At 70.9% G+C, this 18046-nt stretch carries 19 protein-coding genes; 7 read left to right on the top strand and 12 right to left on the bottom strand.

All coding sequences use genetic code 11. From position 1 onward, the window contains the following. Positions 1 to 5 precede the first annotated feature (5 nt). The 10 genes from DEJ48_RS13030 to DEJ48_RS13075 form a co-directional block, all read right to left on the bottom strand. Positions 6 to 1382 carry a cytochrome P450 gene (locus DEJ48_RS13030; RefSeq protein ID WP_150216280.1) on the bottom strand — a complete coding sequence of 459 codons (1377 nt, stop codon included), beginning with the start codon at positions 1380 to 1382 and terminating at the stop codon, positions 6 to 8. Further along, on the bottom strand, positions 1379 to 2410 hold the full coding sequence (locus DEJ48_RS13035; RefSeq protein WP_223832467.1) for a terpene synthase family protein: 1032 nt from the start codon (positions 2408 to 2410) through the stop codon (positions 1379 to 1381). The genes DEJ48_RS13030 and DEJ48_RS13035 overlap by 4 nt, the downstream gene beginning before the upstream one ends. Positions 2411 to 2805: 395 nt before the next feature. Then, positions 2806 to 3456, bottom strand: a complete 651-nt coding sequence (gene def / locus DEJ48_RS13040; protein ID WP_150216281.1) for a peptide deformylase — start codon at positions 3454 to 3456, stop codon at positions 2806 to 2808. 63 nt (positions 3457 to 3519) lie between these two features. Beyond that, a complete protein-coding gene (locus tag DEJ48_RS13045; RefSeq protein WP_150216282.1) occupies positions 3520 to 4500 on the bottom strand; it encodes a tetratricopeptide repeat protein in 981 nt (326 codons plus the stop codon). A gap of 148 nt (positions 4501 to 4648) precedes the next feature. Then, positions 4649 to 5920 (bottom strand): HD-GYP domain-containing protein, encoded by a 1272-nt coding sequence (locus DEJ48_RS13050; RefSeq protein ID WP_223832020.1) that lies wholly within the window; start codon positions 5918 to 5920, stop codon positions 4649 to 4651. Next, positions 5917 to 7293, bottom strand: a complete 1377-nt coding sequence (locus DEJ48_RS13055) for an HD-GYP domain-containing protein (RefSeq protein ID WP_150216283.1) — start codon at positions 7291 to 7293, stop codon at positions 5917 to 5919. The genes DEJ48_RS13050 and DEJ48_RS13055 overlap by 4 nt, the downstream gene beginning before the upstream one ends. Positions 7294 to 7419: 126 nt before the next feature. Then, complete coding sequence (rsrA, locus tag DEJ48_RS13060; RefSeq protein WP_150216284.1) at positions 7420 to 7731, bottom strand: mycothiol system anti-sigma-R factor; 312 nt, start codon at positions 7729 to 7731, stop codon at positions 7420 to 7422. Beyond that, positions 7728 to 8411: a sigma-70 family RNA polymerase sigma factor gene (locus DEJ48_RS13065; protein ID WP_055563701.1), complete on the bottom strand. Its 684-nt coding sequence runs from the start codon at positions 8409 to 8411 to the stop codon at positions 7728 to 7730. The genes rsrA and DEJ48_RS13065 overlap by 4 nt, the downstream gene beginning before the upstream one ends. Before the next feature lie 231 nt (positions 8412 to 8642). Then, positions 8643 to 9308, bottom strand: coding sequence for an alpha/beta family hydrolase (locus DEJ48_RS13070; RefSeq protein WP_223832021.1), 666 nt, complete (start codon positions 9306 to 9308; stop codon positions 8643 to 8645). Between the two features lies 1 nt (position 9309). Beyond that, on the bottom strand, positions 9310 to 10125 hold the full coding sequence (locus tag DEJ48_RS13075; protein ID WP_150216285.1) for an SOS response-associated peptidase: 816 nt from the start codon (positions 10123 to 10125) through the stop codon (positions 9310 to 9312). 61 nt (positions 10126 to 10186) lie between these two features. On the opposite strand from DEJ48_RS13075, the gene DEJ48_RS13080 reads away from it, so the two are divergent. The 4 genes from DEJ48_RS13080 to DEJ48_RS13095 all read left to right on the top strand — a co-directional run bounded on the left by DEJ48_RS13080 (position 10187) and on the right by DEJ48_RS13095 (position 13751). Continuing rightward, complete coding sequence (locus DEJ48_RS13080; protein WP_150221156.1) at positions 10187 to 10909, top strand: M50 family metallopeptidase; 723 nt, start codon at positions 10187 to 10189, stop codon at positions 10907 to 10909. Positions 10910 to 10941: 32 nt separating this feature from the next. Beyond that, a complete protein-coding gene (gene aroA, locus DEJ48_RS13085; protein WP_150216286.1) occupies positions 10942 to 12288 on the top strand; it encodes a 3-phosphoshikimate 1-carboxyvinyltransferase in 1347 nt (448 codons plus the stop codon). Positions 12289 to 12305: 17 nt separating this feature from the next. Beyond that, complete coding sequence (gene rsgA / locus DEJ48_RS13090) at positions 12306 to 13316, top strand: ribosome small subunit-dependent GTPase A (RefSeq protein WP_150216287.1); 1011 nt, start codon at positions 12306 to 12308, stop codon at positions 13314 to 13316. 111 nt (positions 13317 to 13427) lie between these two features. Then, positions 13428 to 13751 carry a DMT family transporter gene (locus DEJ48_RS13095; protein ID WP_150186121.1) on the top strand — a complete coding sequence of 108 codons (324 nt, stop codon included), beginning with the start codon at positions 13428 to 13430 and terminating at the stop codon, positions 13749 to 13751. A 17-nt stretch (positions 13752 to 13768) separates the two neighbouring features. Here the strand turns inward: DEJ48_RS13095 and DEJ48_RS13100 are convergent, their stop codons facing one another. After that, positions 13769 to 14374, bottom strand: a complete 606-nt coding sequence (locus DEJ48_RS13100; RefSeq protein ID WP_150216288.1) for a TetR/AcrR family transcriptional regulator — start codon at positions 14372 to 14374, stop codon at positions 13769 to 13771. A gap of 138 nt (positions 14375 to 14512) precedes the next feature. On the opposite strand from DEJ48_RS13100, the gene hisN reads away from it, so the two are divergent. Beyond that, a complete protein-coding gene (hisN, locus tag DEJ48_RS13105) occupies positions 14513 to 15313 on the top strand; it encodes a histidinol-phosphatase (RefSeq protein ID WP_150216289.1) in 801 nt (266 codons plus the stop codon). Positions 15314 to 15529: 216 nt separating this feature from the next. Further along, the gene (locus tag DEJ48_RS13110) at positions 15530 to 15931 is read left to right on the top strand and encodes a cyclic nucleotide-binding/CBS domain-containing protein (protein WP_150216290.1); all 402 of its coding nucleotides are present in this window, start codon (positions 15530 to 15532) and stop codon (positions 15929 to 15931) included. A 69-nt stretch (positions 15932 to 16000) separates the two neighbouring features. Here the strand turns inward: DEJ48_RS13110 and DEJ48_RS13115 are convergent, their stop codons facing one another. Then, a complete protein-coding gene (locus DEJ48_RS13115) occupies positions 16001 to 17470 on the bottom strand; it encodes a catalase (protein WP_150216291.1) in 1470 nt (489 codons plus the stop codon). Positions 17471 to 17619: 149 nt separating this feature from the next. On the opposite strand from DEJ48_RS13115, the gene DEJ48_RS13120 reads away from it, so the two are divergent. Then, positions 17620 to 18036, top strand: coding sequence for a Fur family transcriptional regulator (locus DEJ48_RS13120; protein WP_150216292.1), 417 nt, complete (start codon positions 17620 to 17622; stop codon positions 18034 to 18036). Positions 18037 to 18046 lie beyond the last annotated feature (10 nt).

Here is an 18046-nt window from a genome sequence, read left to right on the forward strand (position 1 = left end):
GCGGGTCAGCGCGGTGTGGCCCGCAGGACGAGCCGCTTGGGGTGCAGGGTGATGCCGACCTGGGTGCGGGCGTCGGTCTCCTCGACGGGCCGCAGCCGCCACTTCGGGGCCACCGTCCCGAGGATCAGGGCGAGTTCTGCCAGGCTGAAGTGGTCGCCGGGGCACTTCCTGTTGCCGACGCTGAACGGCATCATCGCGAACTCCGGTACGTCCGCGGCGCGTTCCGGATTCCACCGGTCGGGGTCGAACTCAAGGTTCCGCTCGAAGGAACGCGGGTCGCGCTGCATCGCGTACACGCTGTAGACGATGTCGGCGTCCGCCGGAATCGAATAGCCGCCCAGATCGGTTTCGGCCACGGACCGGCGCGTGAATATCCAGGCGGCCGGCCGTATCCGCATCGCCTCGGTCACGACATTGCGGAGGTGCGGCAGGTCCTTGAGATCGCCGAATGTGATCGCCCGATCCGGGGCCACGGAATTTACCTCTTCAACCAACCGCCTTTCCTGCTCCGGGTGTTCGGTCAGGAGATGGAACGCCCACGCCAGCGTCGACGCCACATTCTCCGCGCCCGCCACGACGAGCGAAACCACGTTGTCGTGGATCTCCTGGTCGGCGATGGGCTCCCCGCTCTCGTCCCTGGCCCGCAGCAATTCGGCGAGCAGGTCGTCCGGCGCGCCAGGGCCGGTCGCGCGCCGCTCCGCGATGATCTCGTCGACGAGGGTGTGCAGGTCGGCGAGCGCGCTCTCGAACCGCCGGTTGGCGGGGGTCGGCACGCGGTGGAGCGGGCCGACCGAGAGCACCATCCTGCGGTAGAGCCCGTCGAAGACGGTGTGCAGCGAGTCGGCGATCCGGTCCGCCTTGTCCCGTATCGAGTCGACCTCCAGGAGCGAGCGCGAGACGATGCGCACGGCCGTGCGGAACATCTCGGCGCTCACGTCGACGGTGGCGCCCGGCTGCCAGCGGGCGGCCGTGGCGCGGGCCTCCTCCTCCATCACCCTGGCGTAGTCGGCGATGCGCTCGGGCCGGAACGCGGGCTGCATCATGCGGCGCTGGCGCCGGTGCAGCTTGCCGTTGCTGGTCGCCACACCCTTCCCGAGGAGCACCTCCAGGGTGTCCCAGAGCGGCCCGCCGACGATGTACTCGGGGTTCTTGAGCATGGCGCCGACCAGTTCCGGATCGCACACGACGTACGCGGTCCTGGGTCCCAGCCTGATCCTGACGAGATCTCCATGGTCACGCAGGGCCGAGAGGAAGCCGAGCGGGTCGCGCACCAGGTTCCATGCGTGGCCGAGGAGCGGGGCGCCGCCGCGGACGAGGGGCGGGGTGCGCAGCGGACCGGGGCCCGACGCGGAAGGGGCGGGTATCGCGGATTCGACGCTCATTCCTCACCTACCAGTTCGTTTTCCGCCAGGGCTTCTTCCGTCACATACGGGGGCACGGACCTGTCGTCCCAGCTGTCCACCCGATAGCGGCCGGATTCGTGATGGAACCAGTAGACGGACGAGAACCAGTTCCGCATGTTGAAGACGCATGATTTCACCGCGTCCGCGAGTTCCGCGTCGCCGTCTTCGCCTTCCGCCAATTCATCCGCGAACAGCAGTACTTCGCGCTCTGCTTCGACGAATTCCTTGACGCATTCGGTGACACGCCTGTGCACTTCGCGCACCGCTTCTTCCAGCGTCATTCCCTCGTGCTGAATGAGGCTGATCCCGAGATTGTGCAGTTCGTCCCCAGCGAGCTCTTTCGGGAGGGAGCACAAGTCGTTGTACCAGGCCGAGAAATCCTGGGTCGCCCGTGCCGCACGACGGTAGGCGGGGTGCTTGCGCACCGGGTCCGGCAACTCGTGGCGCGCCGTGGGTTCCAGGAGGTCGATCCACGCCCAGTGCGCGAACGTGAGCCGGCGCAGCTCTATGTACGCCTCGACGGTCGGCACGGTGCCGCAGCGCCGGTTCCTGAACTCCTGGTCGTACGCGTCGATCACCGGGTGGAAGTGCCGGGCGAACCTGGCGTTCCAGCTGGGACCGAGGAACGAGTACAGACGCAGCACGCAGTCCGCGAACCCCGCGACCAACGGGTCCCTGTGGTGCCGGTACTGCCGGGGCTCGTTGAGCGTGGCGTGCAGGCCCCGGCAGAGCTGGCGCCACTGGGCCTCCCGGCCGTGCACGGAGTCCCTGTCGTGCCGGTCGTCCCACGCGAAGAACCAGCTGCTGAGGTCCGCTATCGCGGTCAACAACTCGTCGGGCGCGCCAATGTAGTACCCCGCCACCAGATCCGTGTAGCAGAGGCTGTCCGCGTACCGCTCGACCTTGTCCGGAGGCATGAGCCGCATTTCTCGCAGCCAGGTCCTGGACTTCTCCTGAAGCTTTGGCCAATACGGATGCAGACGGCGAGGGAACGCTGCTTCGATCATCGGAACGGCCAGTGCCCGCGGCACTGATACCACGCGTGAACGTGGCCGCGTGTGCGGATGCGTATGTGAAGTGCTCCCGGAATATGCACGCACGAACAAACCCCTTTCAGCCGCCTGAGGACACGCGCCCCTCCCGCCGTACCGGGCGCGCGCCGTTGCGTATCCCCGCGCTTTCCATTCAGCACCACAACTGACCGTTCAGGGAACAGATTTGCGCCATTCACTACCCCAGGGTGCCGAGAACATCCCCTTACGTGACTGAATATGGATCACTGGCAGCTTGTTTTGCTCGCACACACGAGCGGCTACGCCAACGGCCCCTGGTCAGGAGAGAGTTCCTGCACCAGGGGCCGCTCGCGTCACGCGGTTCCCGCGCCCCTCGGGCGCCGCGGGAGTCAGCCGTTGTCCACCACGGGGTAGCGCGGGGTGCCTTCTTCCATCTGCCGCAGTGCGTCCTTGCGCTCCCTCTTGGAGAGGCGGTCGATGTACAGGTACCCGTGCAGGTGGTCCGTCTCGTGCTGGAGGCAGCGCGCGAAGTAACCCGTGCCGCGCACCTTGATGGGGTTGCCCTTCGCGTCCTGGCCGGTCACCTCGGCGTAGTCCGGGCGGGCCAGCGGCGCGTACGCGGTCGGGACCGAGAGGCAGCCCTCGCCCGAGTCGTCCAGGCGGCGCTTGTCGGCGGGCAGGTCCTGGAGCACCGGGTTGCAGATCACACCGACGTGGCGAACGCCGTCGTCATCCATGCAGTCGTAGACGAACACCTTCAGGTCGACGCCGACCTGGTTGGCGGCAACGCCCACGCCCTGAGCGACGCGCTGGGTCGCGAACATGTCGTCGACCAGCTTGGCGAGGTCGTCGTCGAAGGCCGTGACGTCCTTGCACTCCTTGTGCAGCACCGGGTTGCCGACGACCGTGATCGGCCGGGACGTGCCGCGCTCGCGGTAGGCCGTCTCCCGCTCCTCGCAGTCCTCGGTGTCGATGACGAAGCCCTCGTCGTCGACGGGGAGCACCCCGTTCGAGTACTGCTGCTCAGTGTCCTGCGCCATGTCCGCCGTACGCCTTCCTTGAAACCCTCAAGAGTTTGTGCCGGTACAGCCTACGGCGAAGTGTCAGCAGACCTCTTCGAGATCCCGCCAGTCACGGGAATCCGGGCTGTCCGCCACCCAGCCGTCGAGGAGGCCGCGCACCAGGCCCGCGGGAGCCGCCAGGCCGCACTCGCGCTCCGGCACCCAGAGCGCGCCCGGGCTGCGGTGACCGAGCGGGCCCGGGTGGCCCGGCTCGCTGTGGTCGTGCGGGTCCAGGTGCTCGCCGTCGCCCTCGTCGCTCGGCATGCGGGACTCGGAACACATCCGGCAGAGCAGCCGCACGGACGACGACCAGTCCTCCGCGGCGAAGCCGGCGTCGGCCGCCAGCCGCTCCAGGGCGTCCCTGTCGTCCTCGGTGGCGGCCTCCAGGAGGACCACCCACGTCGGCACCGGTGAGGGCGCCCACAGCTCGATCTCGTCGAAGACGGGGTACGAGTGCCCGTCGCCCGTCGTCCGCTCGCCGTGCGGGACGCCGTCGTGCAGCACGACCTCGCCCCAGCGGCGCCCGGAGGACGGCAGCGGAATGGACAGGACCTCCATCCGGGCCGGGTCCAGACGGCGGCCCCACACGACCTCGGCCTCCCCCTCCGGGGAGAGCCGCACGGCCGCGCTGCCCAGCTCCATGCCCGTCGGCTCGCCCGAGGCGGCCACACCGCCCGGCACCCGCAGGCCGTACGCCTGCCAGGCGCGGCGGGCCAGCGGCCAGTCCTGGAGCGCGGTCGCCGCGATGCCGACGTTCCACCAGTCGGGGGCGCCCGCGGACCGGTCAAGGAGCGCGACGGCGCGCAGCCCGGCGGCCCGCGCCTGCTCCCAGTCGTGCCGGAACTTGTGCAGCAGCGCCAGGTTGAACCAGGACTCGGACAGCCAGGGTTCGAGATCCGCCGCACGCGTGAGCAGCGCTCCCGCGTCCTCGTACCGGCCGTCGCCGATCAGCGTGAACGCGCGGTCGGTCGCCTGCCGCCATGAGGCGGAGGGCCGGTGCCGTCCCTTGCCGAAGATCCTCACGATTCCCGCCTGATTCCCGCCTGCCACGTATTCCGTAGGTCGCTCGTCGTCGGGGCGCGGCGTCGGGGGCCGTACCCCCGTGCGCCCCATTTCCTGTCTTCTTCGCATCCAACCACGGACGGTCGGACGGCCGCTCATTACCCATGGGTTACCCAGCCCGACGCAAGGTAAGGCCATGGGTGAGCCCGTCCCTCGACAGGACGCGCGCCAGGGACTCCACGACCTCCGGCTGGTAGTCGTGGCCCGTTGCCAGGCGGAGCCGCTCCAGGGCCTTGAGCGGTCCGTCCAGCGCCCCTGAGGGTCCTTCTCCCCGCGCCATCTCGTCGTACGCGTTCGCCGTCCGCACAATACGTGCGGTGAGCGGCTGTTCGCGGTACGGGTCGGCCTGCCGCTCCACGACGACGGCGACGGCGGCGTCCACCCCGGTCTGGCGGACGACGGCGCCGCCGAGCAGGGCTATTCGGCGCTGCTCCGCCTCGGGGAGCGCGAGGGTGGCCCCCTCGGGGACGGGGTCGACCAGGGAGAGCTGCCCGATGTCGTGCATGAGCGCCGCGTGCTCAAGGACGGTGAGGTCCGACTCGCAGAGACCGAGGTCACGCCCGACGGCCCGGCTGAGCCCGGCCACGCGGTGCGCGTGGCCCTGCGGGGTGTATCCGGCGATCTCGGTGGCCCTGGCCAGGGACGCGATGGTCTGCCGGTAGGTGGCGCGCACCGCCGCGTACCGCCGGAAGGAGAGCTGGGTGAGCAGCAGCGGAAGGCTGAAGACGGGCAGCGCCCAGAGCCCCGCCACGGCCACCGCGAGCGCCATCACGGCGCCGCTCGCGCAGACGGCGGAGCCGATGCCGAGCATCGCCCGCAGCTCCTCCCGCAGCAGCGGCCCGAACGGCCACCGGGTGCGGGCGTGCGCGGTCACGGCGGCGAGGACGGCGTCGCAGAGCGCGGTGAGGACGAGCAGGGCGACGATGACGAACGCGAAGTACGGCCCGTGCCCCACCCACTCCCCGAACTTGCCCGCGTTGTAGAGGGGTTGGAAGCACGCGGCGGCGAACCCGACGGTCAGCACGCGGCGCGCCGTCTGGTCGAGGGTGGGGCCGCGGCCGAGCGCCACGTTCGGCACCGCGCCGACGAGGCCGGCCGCGACGACCACGGCGAGCACCTGCAGCACCCCGTGGTGCGTGGCGTGCCCTGCGTTCTCGCCGAGCAGGGCGTACGCGAGGGCCCCCGCGGCGCCGAGCGGGGCGGGCTCCCTGTCTCCGCCGCTCCCCCACCGGGCCAGCTCGCCGAGGGCCATCAGGACGCCGAAGGCGAGGGCGGCCCGGCCCTCGGTCACGCCGTGCCAGAGGGTCCAGACGAGGGAGGCGCAGGCGAGCAGCCCGGCCAGGCAGGCGACCGCTCCGGGCAGCCGCGAGCGCCGCCTCACCGGGCCCCCGGGCGCACGGCGGCGGGCGCGGGTGCGGGCGCCGGTGACGGCAGGACCGGCGGCGGCACGGGCGCACCCTGCTCCGGCGCGCCCTGCTCCGGCACATCCGCCGTGACCTCGGGATGCCATCCGTACCGGTCGAGGGCGCGGGTGAGCGCGCCGACCATCACGGGGTCGAAGTGCGCGCCCGCGCACCGGTTGAGCTCGGCCACGGCCGCCTCGACGGGCCTGGCCCGCCGGTAGGAGCGGGTGGACGTCATGGCGTCGAAGGCGTCGGCGACCGCCACCACCCGCGCGCACTCGGGGATCTGCGGCCCGGTGAGGCCGTAGGGGTAGCCGCCGCCGTCCATGCGCTCGTGGTGGTGGAGGATCGCGGCACGCGCCTCGCCCAGGAACCCGATGCCGCGCACCATCTCGTGGCCGTACTCGGGATGGAGCTCGATGATGCGCCGCTCCTCCGGCGTCAGTGGTCCGTCCTTGCGCAACAGCCTGGTGGGGACGCCGAGTTTGCCGACGTCGTGCAGGATCCCGGCGAACCGGAGGACCTCGACGCGGTCGTCGTCCATGCCCAGTTCGCGGGCGATCAGCACGGAGGCGCGGCCGACGCGCTCGCTGTGCCCGCGGGTGTACTTGTCCTTGAGGTCGACGGCCTGCACGAGCGCCCGGATGGTGGCCTGGTGGGCGGCGCGCTCGCGGTGGTACTGCGCGAAGGCCCAGCAGGAGACGCCCATCGGCAGGAGCACGAGGAGCGCGGCCGCCGGGCCGTACGGACTGGTCCAGAGCACCGCCATCATCAGGCCGGCCAGTCCGTGCACGGTGACGGGCGCGAGCGAGCGCAGGAAGAGCCCGCGCCAGGCGGTCCGGGCGGGGACGCGTTCGGCGGTCACGAGGACGCCGCCGTCCAGCACGGTGAGCACGGCGGAGAAGGCGAGCACGGCCGCCCCCGCGGGCCCGAGGACGTGCGGGAAGTCGGGCCCCGCGCCCGCCGCGGGGCCGCCGAGCACCGCGTACACGCGCGCGGACGCCCAGGCGGCCAGGGCGAGTTGGGAGGCGCGCCACAGCCGACGCACCCACCGGGGCTCCCGGTCGATCCGGGCGAGCAGCGCGCCCGGCACGGCGACGAGCGCGGCGGCGGACGGCGGGAGCAGGAACACTCCGGCCAGCAGCACGGGAAAGAAGGTGCCGAGCCCGCGCGGAGCGTGCCCGCCGACGACGCGGCATCGGGTGATCTGCTCGCACCCGGCGTAGAGGACGGCGAGGAGTGCGACGGCGGGCCAGGAGGGGCGCGCGCCGGGGGCGGGCGCGGCACAGGCCACGCCGGCCAGGGCGACGCACAGGATGTAGACGCGGGCCCGCACCGGCACCGACCGCATGGAGTTCTCCTCCCCGTTCCGGTCCGGAGACTAGAACGGCGCTCTCCCTGCCAGCGCCCGGCCGTCGTTAATTAGCACGTTCGAGTGACGGGAGGGGAGAGCGGGCCGCGCGGAGCTTCCGAGAGCTCAGGCCTCGGATGCAGCCGTGGTGTCCTGCGTGATGTCCTGCTCGGGCACGGCCTGCCCGGAGCGGATGAGGTCGATGCGGCCCATCACCTTGGCCCGCAGGTCGACGGGTACGTCGTCCTGGCCGCAGCAGCGCTTGACCAGCTTCTTGACCGCCTGCTCCAGGCCGTACTTCTCCAGGCACGGAGAGCACTCCTCGAAGTGCGTCTCGAACTTGGTGCAGTCGCTGTCCGGCATCTCGTGGTCGAGGAACTCGTAGAGATGGTCCAGGACTTCACTGCAGTCAGTCTCGTGCGGCTCTCCGCAGCTCATGAGCCCGAGCCTTTCGTTCCGTTCGACTCCCCGGCACCCGCCGGGACGAGCCCGCGCTCACGGGCGTAGTCCTCCAGCATGCCGCGCAGTTGGCGGCGGCCCCGGTGCAGTCGGGACATCACCGTACCGATGGGTGTCCCCATAATGTCCGCGATCTCCTTGTACGCAAAGCCCTCTACGTCGGCCAGATAGACGGCGATGCGGAATTCCTCGGGGATCGCCTGCAGCGCCCGCTTCACGTCCGTGTCGGGCAGGTGGTCCAGCGCCTGCGACTCGGCCGAGCGCAGACCGGTGGACATGTGCGACTCGGCGCGTGCCAGCTGCCAGTCCTCGATCTCCTCGGCGGCACTGCGCTGGGGCTCGCGCTGCTTCTTGCGGTACGAGTTGATGAACGTGTTGGTGAGGATGCGGTACAGCCACGCCTTGAGGTTCGTGCCCTCGCGGAACTGGTGGAACGACGCGTACGCCTTCGCGTACGTCTCCTGCACCAGGTCCTCCGCGTCCGCCGGGTTGCGCGTCATGCGCAGCGCCGCCGAGTACATCTGGTCGAGGAACGTCAGCGCGTCCCGCTCGAAGCGGGCCGTGCGCTCCGCGGCCGTCTCGGACTTCTCCGAACTCTCTCGGGGCTGCTCCGCCTGGCCGTGCTCGGTCCCTGCGTCGGTCCCAGTGACCGGACCCACCTCCTCCAACGACGTGGTGAGGCCGAAAGCAGCCCCACTCGAATCGGAGGATAGACGACGACCCGCACCCCGCGCCGCCCGAATAGATGCGGTTTTGGGTGCGCTCAGCACCGTCCACTCCAGGTCAGCGGCGCTGGAGCGGTTCGGGCAGATGGTCGAACCCATGCGGCGGACTCCCTCTCGTACGAACAGCTGTCGACGGCGTTTACCGTCTGTCCGCCACAACAGAGGTCACGCGTCCAACATTCCCGCCCAACGGATGACTCCGTCCGTGATGCGCTTCACGGCCTCGTCCTGCCCGATGTCGACGCGCTTGGGCACAGCGAATCCGTGGTCGCCGAACGGGATCTCCACCAGTTCGTACGTGCCGTCGGGGAACTCGGCGGGCTTCCCGAACGGGTCGTTGCCGCCCTGCACGACGAGCGTGGGCACGCCGGCGCCGAGCAGTTCGTCGGCGCGGGACTTCTCGGGCTTGCCCGGGGGGTGCAGCGGGAAGCTGAGGGCGAGCACGGCGGCGGCGCCCAGCTCGGTGGCGGTGCGACAGGCGACACGGGCACCGGCGCTGCGGCCGCCCGAGATCACCGGCAGTCCCTGCTTCTTTAGCGCGGGCCAGATGCCGCGCCACCCCGTGTCCAGGGTCTTCGGCGCGGGCGCGAGCTTCTTGCCCGCGACGCGCCAGGGCTGCTCGACGAGGGCGACGCTCACGCCGTGCGCGGGCAGCGCGGCCGCGAGGGCCTGGAGGTCGCGGGCCTCGATGCCGCCGCCCGCGCCGTGGCTGACGGCCAGCAACAGGCGGGCGCTCCCGGCGGGGGCCGGGTGCCAGGTGATGCGCGCCTCACCGGCGTCGGTCGGGATGATCTCGCTCTTCGGTGCGTCCTTGGTCACGTACTGGGTCACGTCAGAAGAGTGTGCCCTCTTCGGGGCCGTCCAGCTCCTTCAGCAGCTCCGGGCCGTTGTTGCGGACGTTGCTGACGGCGGTGGACACCGGGAAGGCCCGCATCAGTCCGTGCGGCGGCGGCTCCAGGAGGGTGCGCAGGTCCTCGACGTCCGTGCGGGACGGGTCGAGCCAGGCGTCCCAGCGGTCCGGCGTCAGCATGAGCGGCATGCGCGGGTGGATGTCCGCGAGCGAGCGCGGGCCCTCGTCGGGAGCGACGGCGAGCGGCGCGGTCTCCGCCTCCGTGGTGATCACCGTGCACGTCACCCACCAGGCGAGGGGGTGCTCGTCGGGCAGGGTCTTGTCCCGCCAGAATTCGTAGAGCCCCGCCATGGCGAAGACCGAGCCGTCGGCGGGCGTCACGAAGTAGGGCTGCTTGCGCGGCCGCTTCTTCTTGCCCTCGACCTCCAGCTGCCGCTCCTCGGGCGCGGTCACCCACTCGTAATAGCCGTCGGCCGGGATGACGCAGCGGCGGGAGGTGAAGGCACGCCTGTAGGAGGGCTTCTCGTGCACGGTCTCCGCGCGGGCGTTGATCATCCGGGCGCCGCCCTCGGGCGTCTTGGACCAGGACGGCACGAGTCCCCACTTCAGGGTGCGCAGCTGGCGAACCGGAGAGGGGTCCTCGGCGTCTTTCAGAGGACGGTCCAGAACCGCGTAGACCTCCTTCGTGGGAGCCACGTTGAAATCGGGGGCGAGCGCCTCCTCCGGCTCCCACTTCTCGATCTCGAAGATTCCCGCGAGATCCTCGGGCCCACGACTGGATGCATACCGTCCGCACATACGTGCCAGACTGCCAGACCCCGTACGACCAGAGGAGCCGGTCCAGCCAATGGCCCTGGAAATGGAAAGCACCGCCAACGCCAGCCTGACCGACCTCTGGGACCGCGTCTTCGGCACACAGGCCGCGCCCGAGCAGTGGCTGGTGATCGCGGCGGGCGTCGTGGCCCTCGCGGTCGTCGTGCCGCACAACATATGGCGCCTCGCCCGCAACGCGATCACCATCGCGCACGAGGGCGGCCACGGCCTGGTCGCGCTCCTCACCGGGCGGCGCCTCGACGGCATCCGGCTGCACTCGGACACCTCCGGCCTGACCGTCTCGCGCGGCAAGCCCACCGGCCTCGGCATGATCCTCACCGCGGCCGCCGGCTACACCGCTCCCCCGCTGCTCGGCCTCGGCGGCGCGGCGCTGCTCGACTCGGGACGCATCACGGCGTTCCTGTGGATCGCGACGGCCCTGCTCGTCGTGATGCTGGTGATGATCCGCAACGCGTACGGCGCCCTGACGGTGATCCTCACCGGCGGCACGTTCCTGGTGGTCTCCTGGCTGGCTACCACGGACGTGCAGGCGGCGTTCGCGTACGCGGTGGTGTGGTTCCTGCTCCTGGGAGGTGTGCGTCCCGCCTTCGAGCTGCAGTCCAAGCGCAGGCGCGGGGGCGCGGGCGACTCGGACGCGGACCAGCTCTCCCGGCTCACGCACGTTCCGGCGGGCATGTGGCTCTTCCTCTTCCACGCCGTCTCGCTCTGCTCCCTGATGGGCGGGGCCCGCTGGCTCCTGGACGTCTGAGCGGCGTCACCGCGAGCCACTAAAGTGAGGGCATGACCGAAACCCCGGCGCACACCGCCCTCTGGCCCGCCCCGCACGCAAGCGGAGCCGTCACCGCGACGGTCCACGTCCCCGGTTCGAAATCGGTCACCAACCGTGCGTTGGTCCTGGCCGCGCTGGCCGCCGAGCCGGGCTGGCTGCGCCGCCCGCTGCGCTCCCGGGACACCCTGCTGATGGCGGGCGCGCTGCGCGCGATGGGCGTCGGCATCGAGGAGACCGTGTCGTCGAGCTCATCCGTCGCGGGCGGTCAGGACGGCACCGGCGAGGCGTGGCGCGTGATCCCCTCGGGCCTGCACGGCCCGGCCACGGTCGACGTCGGCAACGCCGGCACGGTCATGCGGTTCCTGCCGCCGGTCGCCGCCCTCGCCGACGGCCCCATCCACTTCGACGGCGACCCCCGTTCGTACGAGCGTCCCCTGCACGGCGTCATCGACGCGCTGCGCGTGCTCGGCGCCCGCATCGACGACACGCGGGGCGCGCCCGGCGCGCTGCCGCTGACCGTGCACGGCTGCGGCGCCCTGGAGGGCGGCCGGGTCGAGATCGACGCGTCGTCGTCCTCGCAGTTCGTGAGCGCCCTGCTGCTCTCGGGCCCGGGCTTCAACCAGGGTGTGGAGGTCCGGCACGTGGGCGACGCCCTGCCGTCGATGCCGCACATCCGGATGACCGTCGACATGCTGCGCTCGGTCGGCGCCCAGGTCGACACCCCCGAGGCGGGCGGCGAGCCGAACGTGTGGCGGGTCACCCCCGGCGCCCTGCTCGGCCGCGACCTGACCGTCGAGCCCGACCTGTCGAACGCCCAGCCGTTCCTGGCCGCCGCCCTGATCACCGGCGGCACGGTCACGATCCCCGACTGGCCGGCGCACACCACGCAGCCCGGCGACGCGCTGCGCGAGATCTTCACCGAGATGGGCGGCTCCTGCGAGCTGACCGAGCAGGGCCTGGTCTTCACCGGCTCCGGGTCGGTCCACGGCATCGACGTGGACCTGAGCGAGGTCGGCGAGCTCACCCCCGGCATCGCGGCGGTCGCGGCCCTCGCGGACTCCCCCTCGACGCTGCGCGGCGTCGCCCACCTGCGTCTGCACGAGACGGACCGCCTGGCCGCGCTCACCAAGGAGATCAACGAGCTCGGCGGCGACGTCACCGAGACCGCCGACGGCCTGCACATCAAGCCGCGCCGGCTGCACGGCGGCATCTTCCACACGTACGACGACCACCGCATGGCGACCGCGGGCGCGATCATCGGCCTCGCCGTGGACGGCGTGCAGATCGAGAACGTCGCGACGACGGCGAAGACGCTCCCGGACTTCCCCGACCTCTGGACCGGGATGCTGGGGAACTGACGGGCGGATCGAGAACCATGCGCCGCTACGGCAAGAACCCCGACGAGGACGACATCCGCGTCCGCCCCAACCGCAAGGGCAACCGCCCCCGCACCCACATCAGGCCCAAGCACGAGGACGCGGCCGAGGGCATGGTCCTCACCGTCGACCGCGGCCGGCTCACCGTCCTGGTCGACGACCGGATCGTGATGGCGATGAAGGCCCGCGAGCTGGGCCGCAAGGCCGCCGTGGTGGGTGACAGGGTCGCGGTCGTCGGGGATCTCTCCGGCAAGAAGGACACGCTCGCGCGGATCGTGCGGATCGCGGAGCGCTCCTCCGTCCTGCGGCGCACCGCGGACGACGACGACCCGTACGAGCGGGTGGTCGTCGCCAACGCCGACCAGCTGGCCATCGTCACGGCCCTCGCCGACCCCGAGCCGCGGCCGCGCCTGATCGACCGGTGCGTCGTGGCGGCGTACGACGGCGGTCTGGAGCCGATCCTCGTGCTCACCAAGTCGGACCTGGCGCCCGCCGACAAGCTCCTGGAGACGTACGCCTCCCTGGACATCCCCTATGTCGTCACCAGCCGCGAGGAGTTCACCGACGGCGCGGAGCTCGCGCGCGTCCACGAACTGCTCGACGGCAAGGTCACCGCGTTCGTGGGGCACTCCGGCGTCGGCAAGACGACGCTCGTCAACGCGCTGGTCCCGCAGGAGCGGCGGCGGACGACGGGGCACGTCAACGCGGTCACGGGCCGCGGCAGGCACACGACCACCTCCGCCCTCGCGCTCCCCCTGGAGGGTTCCGACGGGTGGGTGATCGACACTCCCGGCGTGCGGTCGTTCGGCCTCAACCACGTCGACCCGTCGCGCGTCATCCTCGCCTTCCCCGATCTGGAGCCGGGGACGGTGGAGTGCCCGCGCGGCTGCTCCCACGACGAGAAGGACTGCGCGCTGGACGCGTGGGTGGCCGACGGGCACGCGGATCCGTCTCGCCTGTACTCCCTGCGCAGGCTGCTCGCCACCCGGGAGCGACGCGAGGGCGACTGACCTCACCGTTGTTTGCGCCTTGTCGGCAAAGGTAAATGCATAATCGCACCAAGCCGGATTCAAGCCAGACGAAGCGGCCTCGGGACGCGGGCGAGTACGGGAGGCAAGGACATGGCGTGGCTGCTGGTCATCGTCGCGGGGATCCTCGAGACCGGCTTCGCGGTCTGTCTCAAGCTGTCGCACGGTTTCACCAGGCTCTGGCCCACGATCGCGTTCGCCTGCTTCGCGCTCGGCAGCTTCGGTCTGCTGACGCTCGCGCTGCGGAAGCTGGACGTGGGTCCCGCGTACGCGGTCTGGACGGGCATCGGCGCGGCGGGCACGGCCATCTACGGGATGATCTTCCTCGGTGACCTGGTCTCCACGCTGAAGATCGTCTCGATCTCCTTCGTCATCATCGGCGTGATCGGCCTGCAGCTTTCGGGCTCGGCGCACTGAACCCCGTGCGCGTACGCCTACTTGGCGGCCACCCAGCGCCCGATGGCCCCGCGGACCACCTCCGCGGGGTCGTCGTCGTTTCCGGCGGGCGCGACGACGTAGGACAGGGCGAGGCGGACGGCGCTCTCGCAGGCGCGGGCGAGATCGGGGTCCCTGACGCGGCCCCGGCCGCCGAGTGCGAGCACCGTGCGGTCCCGTACGAGGGCCAGCAACTCCCCGGACGAGGGCACCCCGGCGTCGGCGCGGCGCTGCGCGGGCACCGACGAGGTCGATCCGGCGGCGCGGCTCGGCGCGGGCAGCCGCTCGCTCCAGCAGCCGGTGAGCGCGGCCCGGACCAGCACGTTGGTGCGGGCGGCGCCCACCGTCCACGCGGCGACGGCGGCGAGCCGGTCGGCGGGTTCGCGCTCCTCGGCGAGGGCGCGTTCGACGCCGTGGAGATAGCCGTCCGTCTCGCGCCGCAGCAGGGCACGGGCGAGGCCGTCCTTGCTGCCGAACTCGTTGTAGAGGGTCTGCCGGGAGACCCCGGCGGTCGCCGCCACATCGACCATGCGGACACCGGGCCACGGCCGTCGCGCGAGCGCTGTGTACGCCGCGTCCAGTAAGGATTCCCGTGCTGCAGGCATCGTCGCCTCCGGGTCAGAGCGGCTCCCGTGCCAGAGTTGACGCGCTCGGCGGCACTGTCAATAGCTCCGGCAGCATGGGAGCGGTGCCCGCGACACGGCCCTGTGGATCGTGTCGATCGAGATCGATACTGTTCACCCATGCCCGACTACCACGATGATCTGCGTCTCGCCCACGTCCTCGCGGACGCCGCCGACGCCGCGACCATGGACCGGTTCAAGGCCCTCGACCTGAAGGTCGAGACCAAGCCGGACATGACGCCGGTGAGCGAGGCCGACAAGGCCGCCGAGGAGCTGATCCGTGGCCACCTCCAGCGGGCCAGGCCACGCGACGCGATCCTCGGCGAGGAGTACGGCGTCGAGGGCACGGGACCGCGCCGCTGGGTGGTCGACCCGATCGACGGCACCAAGAACTACGTACGCGGCGTCCCGGTGTGGGCCACCCTGATCGCCCTGACGGAAGCGGGCGAGGGCGGCTACCAGCCGGTGGTCGGCATCGTCTCGGCGCCCGCGCTCGGCCGCCGCTGGTGGGCCGCGAAGGGCGGCGGCGCCTACACGGGCCGGTCGCTCACCTCGGCGACGCCGCTGCGGGTCTCCAAGGTCTCCCGGCTCGGAGACGCCTCGCTGGCGTACTCCTCGCTCTCCGGCTGGGAGGAGCAGGGCCGCCTCGACGGCTTCCTCGACCTCACGCGGTCGGTCTGGCGCACGCGCGGATACGGCGACTTCTGGCCGTACATGATGGTCGCCGAGGGCTCGGTCGACCTCTGCGCGGAGCCTGAGCTCTCGCTGTGGGACATGGCGGCGACCGCGATCGTGGTGACGGAGGCGGGCGGTACCTTCACCGGCCTCGACGGCAGGCCCGGCCCGCACAGCGGCAACGCGGCGGCCTCGAACGGCCTGCTCCACGACGAACTGCTCGGCTATCTCAACCAGCGGTACTAGTCGCGACCAGCGGTCGCGGGCGTCGCCAGCGGCAGCGGTCGTGGGCGTCGCCGGGTGTGAACTCACCCCGCCCGGCCCCTTGCTGCCCTCCTGCGGGGCTGCGACTCTATGAGTCCCCCCACTTGTGAACTTGTGAAACCGTTCTCCAGCAGGTAGCGGAGGCAATCCTTCGCCCACCGGGAGGCCTCGGTTTCGCCAAGGAGGTGGCTCACGCCCATGCTCGTCCGCGACGCCATGAGCACGGTGGTCCTGACCATCGGCCCCACCCACACCCTGCGCCAGGCGGCCAGGCTGATGTCAGCGCGCCACGTCGGAGCGGCTGTCGTCCTCGACCCCGACACCTACGGGCTCGGCATCCTGACCGAGCGCGACGTCCTCAACTCGCTCGCCCTCGGCCAGAGTCCGGACACCGAGATCGCCGGCACCCACACCACGACCGAGGTCGTCTTCGCCACCCCGGCGTGGACCCTGGAGGAAGCGGCGGACGCCATGGCGCACGGCGGCTTCCGGCATCTGATCGTCATGGAGGGAAACGAACCCACGGGCATCGTCTCGGTGCGCGACATCATCCGCTGCTGGGCGCCCGACCGGCGCGCGACGGCCCAGCTGACGGGGTGACGGAACGGCGGCGGGCCGGCCCCCCGAAGGGGAACCGGCCCGCCGTCTCTCTACGACAAGTGGTACTGGTCAGCCGCGCAGGGCCTGGACCGCGGCCTCCAGCCGCTTGCCGAAGTCTCCGTCGGCCTGACGGAAGTTGTTGACCGCGCGGTCCACGATGTCCTCGCGCGAGACCTTGGCGAGGAAGCCCGCCAGGTTGTCGACCAGACGGCCCTTCTCGTCCTCGGACATCAGGCGGTAGAGGTTGCCCGCCTGCACGAAGTCGTTGTCCTCGGCGTGCCGGGGCGTCTCGTGGTTGCCCGTGGCACCGGTGACGGGCGTGGGCTGCCACAGCGCACGGTCCGTCTGGAACGGGCCGCCGAAGCTGTTCGGCTCGTAGTTCTTCGCGCCCTTGTGGCGGCCGTCGTACAGGAAGCCGTCACGGGAGTTGGTGCGCGCCTCAGTGGCGTGCGGGCGGTTCACCGGCAGGTGGTCGGCGTTGATGCCGACGCGGTAGCGGTGGGCGTCGCCGTACGCGAAGAGACGGCCCTGGAGCATCTTGTCCGGGGACGGGCCGATGCCGGGCACGAAGTGCGCGGGCGAGAAGATGCTCTGCTCGACCTCGGCGAAGACGTTCTCCGGGTTGCGGTTGAGCTCCAGCTTGCCGATCTCGATCGGCGGGTAGTCCGCGTGCGGCCACACCTTGGTGAGGTCGAACGGGTTGAAGCGGTAGGTCGCCGCGTCCGCCGCCGGCATGATCTGCACCTGCACGGTCCAGGACGGGAACTCGCCGCGCTCGATCGACTCGCGCAGGTCGCGCTGGTGGGAGTCGGGGTCCTCACCGGCGAGCTTGTTGGCCTCGTCCTGGGTGAGGTTCTTGATGCCCTGGTCGGTCTTGAAGTGGTACTTGACCCAGAAGACCTCGCCGGCCTCGTTGTTCCACTGGAACGTGTGCGAGCCGAAGCCGTCCATGTGGCGGTACGAGGCGGGGATGCCGCGGTCGCCGAAGAGCCAGGTCACCTGGTGGGTGCTCTCCGGGCTGAGGCCCCAGAAGTCCCAGACGTTGTCCGCCTCCTGCGAGCCCGAGTAGGGGTCCCGCTTCTGGGTGTGGATGAAGTCGGGGAACTTGATGGCGTCCCGGATGAAGAAGACCGGGGTGTTGTTGCCGACGAGGTCGTAGTTGCCCTCTTCGGTGTAGAACTTCAGCGCCCAGCCGCGCGGGTCGCGCACCGCGTCGGCCGCGCCGAGGTTGCCGGCCACGGTGGAGAAGCGCAGGAACGTCTCGGTCTGCTTGCCGACCCCGGAGAGGAACTTGGCGCGCGTCCACTGCGAGACGTCACGGGTGAGCGTGAACGTGCCGTACGCACCGGCGCCACGGGCGTGCACCACACGCTCCGGGATCCGCTCGCGGTTGAAGTGGGCGAGCTTCTCGAGCAGCAGCTGGTCCTGCACGAGGACCGGGCCGCCGAGACCCGCGGTCTCACTGTTCTGGTTGTCGGCGACCGGCGCGCCGGCCTCCGTGGTGAGCGGTCCCTGCGTCACGTGCGCCTCCTGCGTCATACCTGCAAGTCCTGTCCTTGGCGTGCTGCCCATGGCGTGCCTTCGGCCTCGCCGTACTCGATCCTACGATAGACTTTGTCTAAGTCAAGCGACAATCCAAAGTCACACCCGTTCGGGATTTAGGTCCCCCGCCTGTTAGGCTGGCTTCCATGAGTGACCTGTTGGAACGACTGCGCGGACGCGGTTGGCGCATGACGGCGCAGCGACGCGTCGTGGCCGAGGTCCTCGACGGGGACCACGTCCACCTCACGGCGGACGAAGTGCATGCCCGCGCCGCGGACAAGCTGCCCGAGATCTCCCGGGCCACCGTCTACAACACGCTGGGCGAGCTGGTGACCCTCGGCGAGATCCTCGAGGTCTCGACGGACCGCCGCGCCAAGCGGTACGACCCGAACGCGCACCGCCCCCACCAGCACCTGGTCTGCGCCCGCTGCGGCGCGATCCGTGACGTGCACCCCACGGGCAACCCGCTGGCCAGCCTCCCCGACTCGGAGCGCTTCGGCTTCACGGTCGAGGACGTCGAGGTCACGTACCGCGGCGTCTGCCCGAACTGCGCGGCGGCTTAGAGACTTTTCC

It is taken from the genome of Streptomyces venezuelae (assembly GCF_008642315.1).
Lineage (GTDB): Bacteria > Actinomycetota > Actinomycetes > Streptomycetales > Streptomycetaceae > Streptomyces > Streptomyces venezuelae_D.

Coding starts and splice junctions, on each gene's coding strand:
- DEJ48_RS13030 (WP_150216280.1), bottom strand. CDS start 1,382: ATGAGCGTCGAATCCGCGATACCCGCCCCTTCCGCGTCGGGCCCCGGT.
- DEJ48_RS13035 (WP_223832467.1), bottom strand. CDS start 2,410: ATGATCGAAGCAGCGTTCCCTCGCCGTCTGCATCCGTATTGGCCAAAG.
- def (WP_150216281.1), bottom strand. CDS start 3,456: ATGGCGCAGGACACTGAGCAGCAGTACTCGAACGGGGTGCTCCCCGTC.
- DEJ48_RS13055 (WP_150216283.1), bottom strand. CDS start 7,293: ATGCGGTCGGTGCCGGTGCGGGCCCGCGTCTACATCCTGTGCGTCGCC.
- rsrA (WP_150216284.1), bottom strand. CDS start 7,731: ATGAGCTGCGGAGAGCCGCACGAGACTGACTGCAGTGAAGTCCTGGAC.
- DEJ48_RS13075 (WP_150216285.1), bottom strand. CDS start 10,125: ATGTGCGGACGGTATGCATCCAGTCGTGGGCCCGAGGATCTCGCGGGA.
- DEJ48_RS13080 (WP_150221156.1), top strand. CDS start 10,187: ATGGAAAGCACCGCCAACGCCAGCCTGACCGACCTCTGGGACCGCGTC.
- aroA (WP_150216286.1), top strand. CDS start 10,942: ATGACCGAAACCCCGGCGCACACCGCCCTCTGGCCCGCCCCGCACGCA.
- rsgA (WP_150216287.1), top strand. CDS start 12,306: ATGCGCCGCTACGGCAAGAACCCCGACGAGGACGACATCCGCGTCCGC.
- DEJ48_RS13095 (WP_150186121.1), top strand. CDS start 13,428: ATGGCGTGGCTGCTGGTCATCGTCGCGGGGATCCTCGAGACCGGCTTC.
- DEJ48_RS13100 (WP_150216288.1), bottom strand. CDS start 14,374: ATGCCTGCAGCACGGGAATCCTTACTGGACGCGGCGTACACAGCGCTC.
- hisN (WP_150216289.1), top strand. CDS start 14,513: ATGCCCGACTACCACGATGATCTGCGTCTCGCCCACGTCCTCGCGGAC.
- DEJ48_RS13110 (WP_150216290.1), top strand. CDS start 15,530: ATGCTCGTCCGCGACGCCATGAGCACGGTGGTCCTGACCATCGGCCCC.
- DEJ48_RS13115 (WP_150216291.1), bottom strand. CDS start 17,470: ATGACGCAGGAGGCGCACGTGACGCAGGGACCGCTCACCACGGAGGCC.
- DEJ48_RS13120 (WP_150216292.1), top strand. CDS start 17,620: ATGAGTGACCTGTTGGAACGACTGCGCGGACGCGGTTGGCGCATGACG.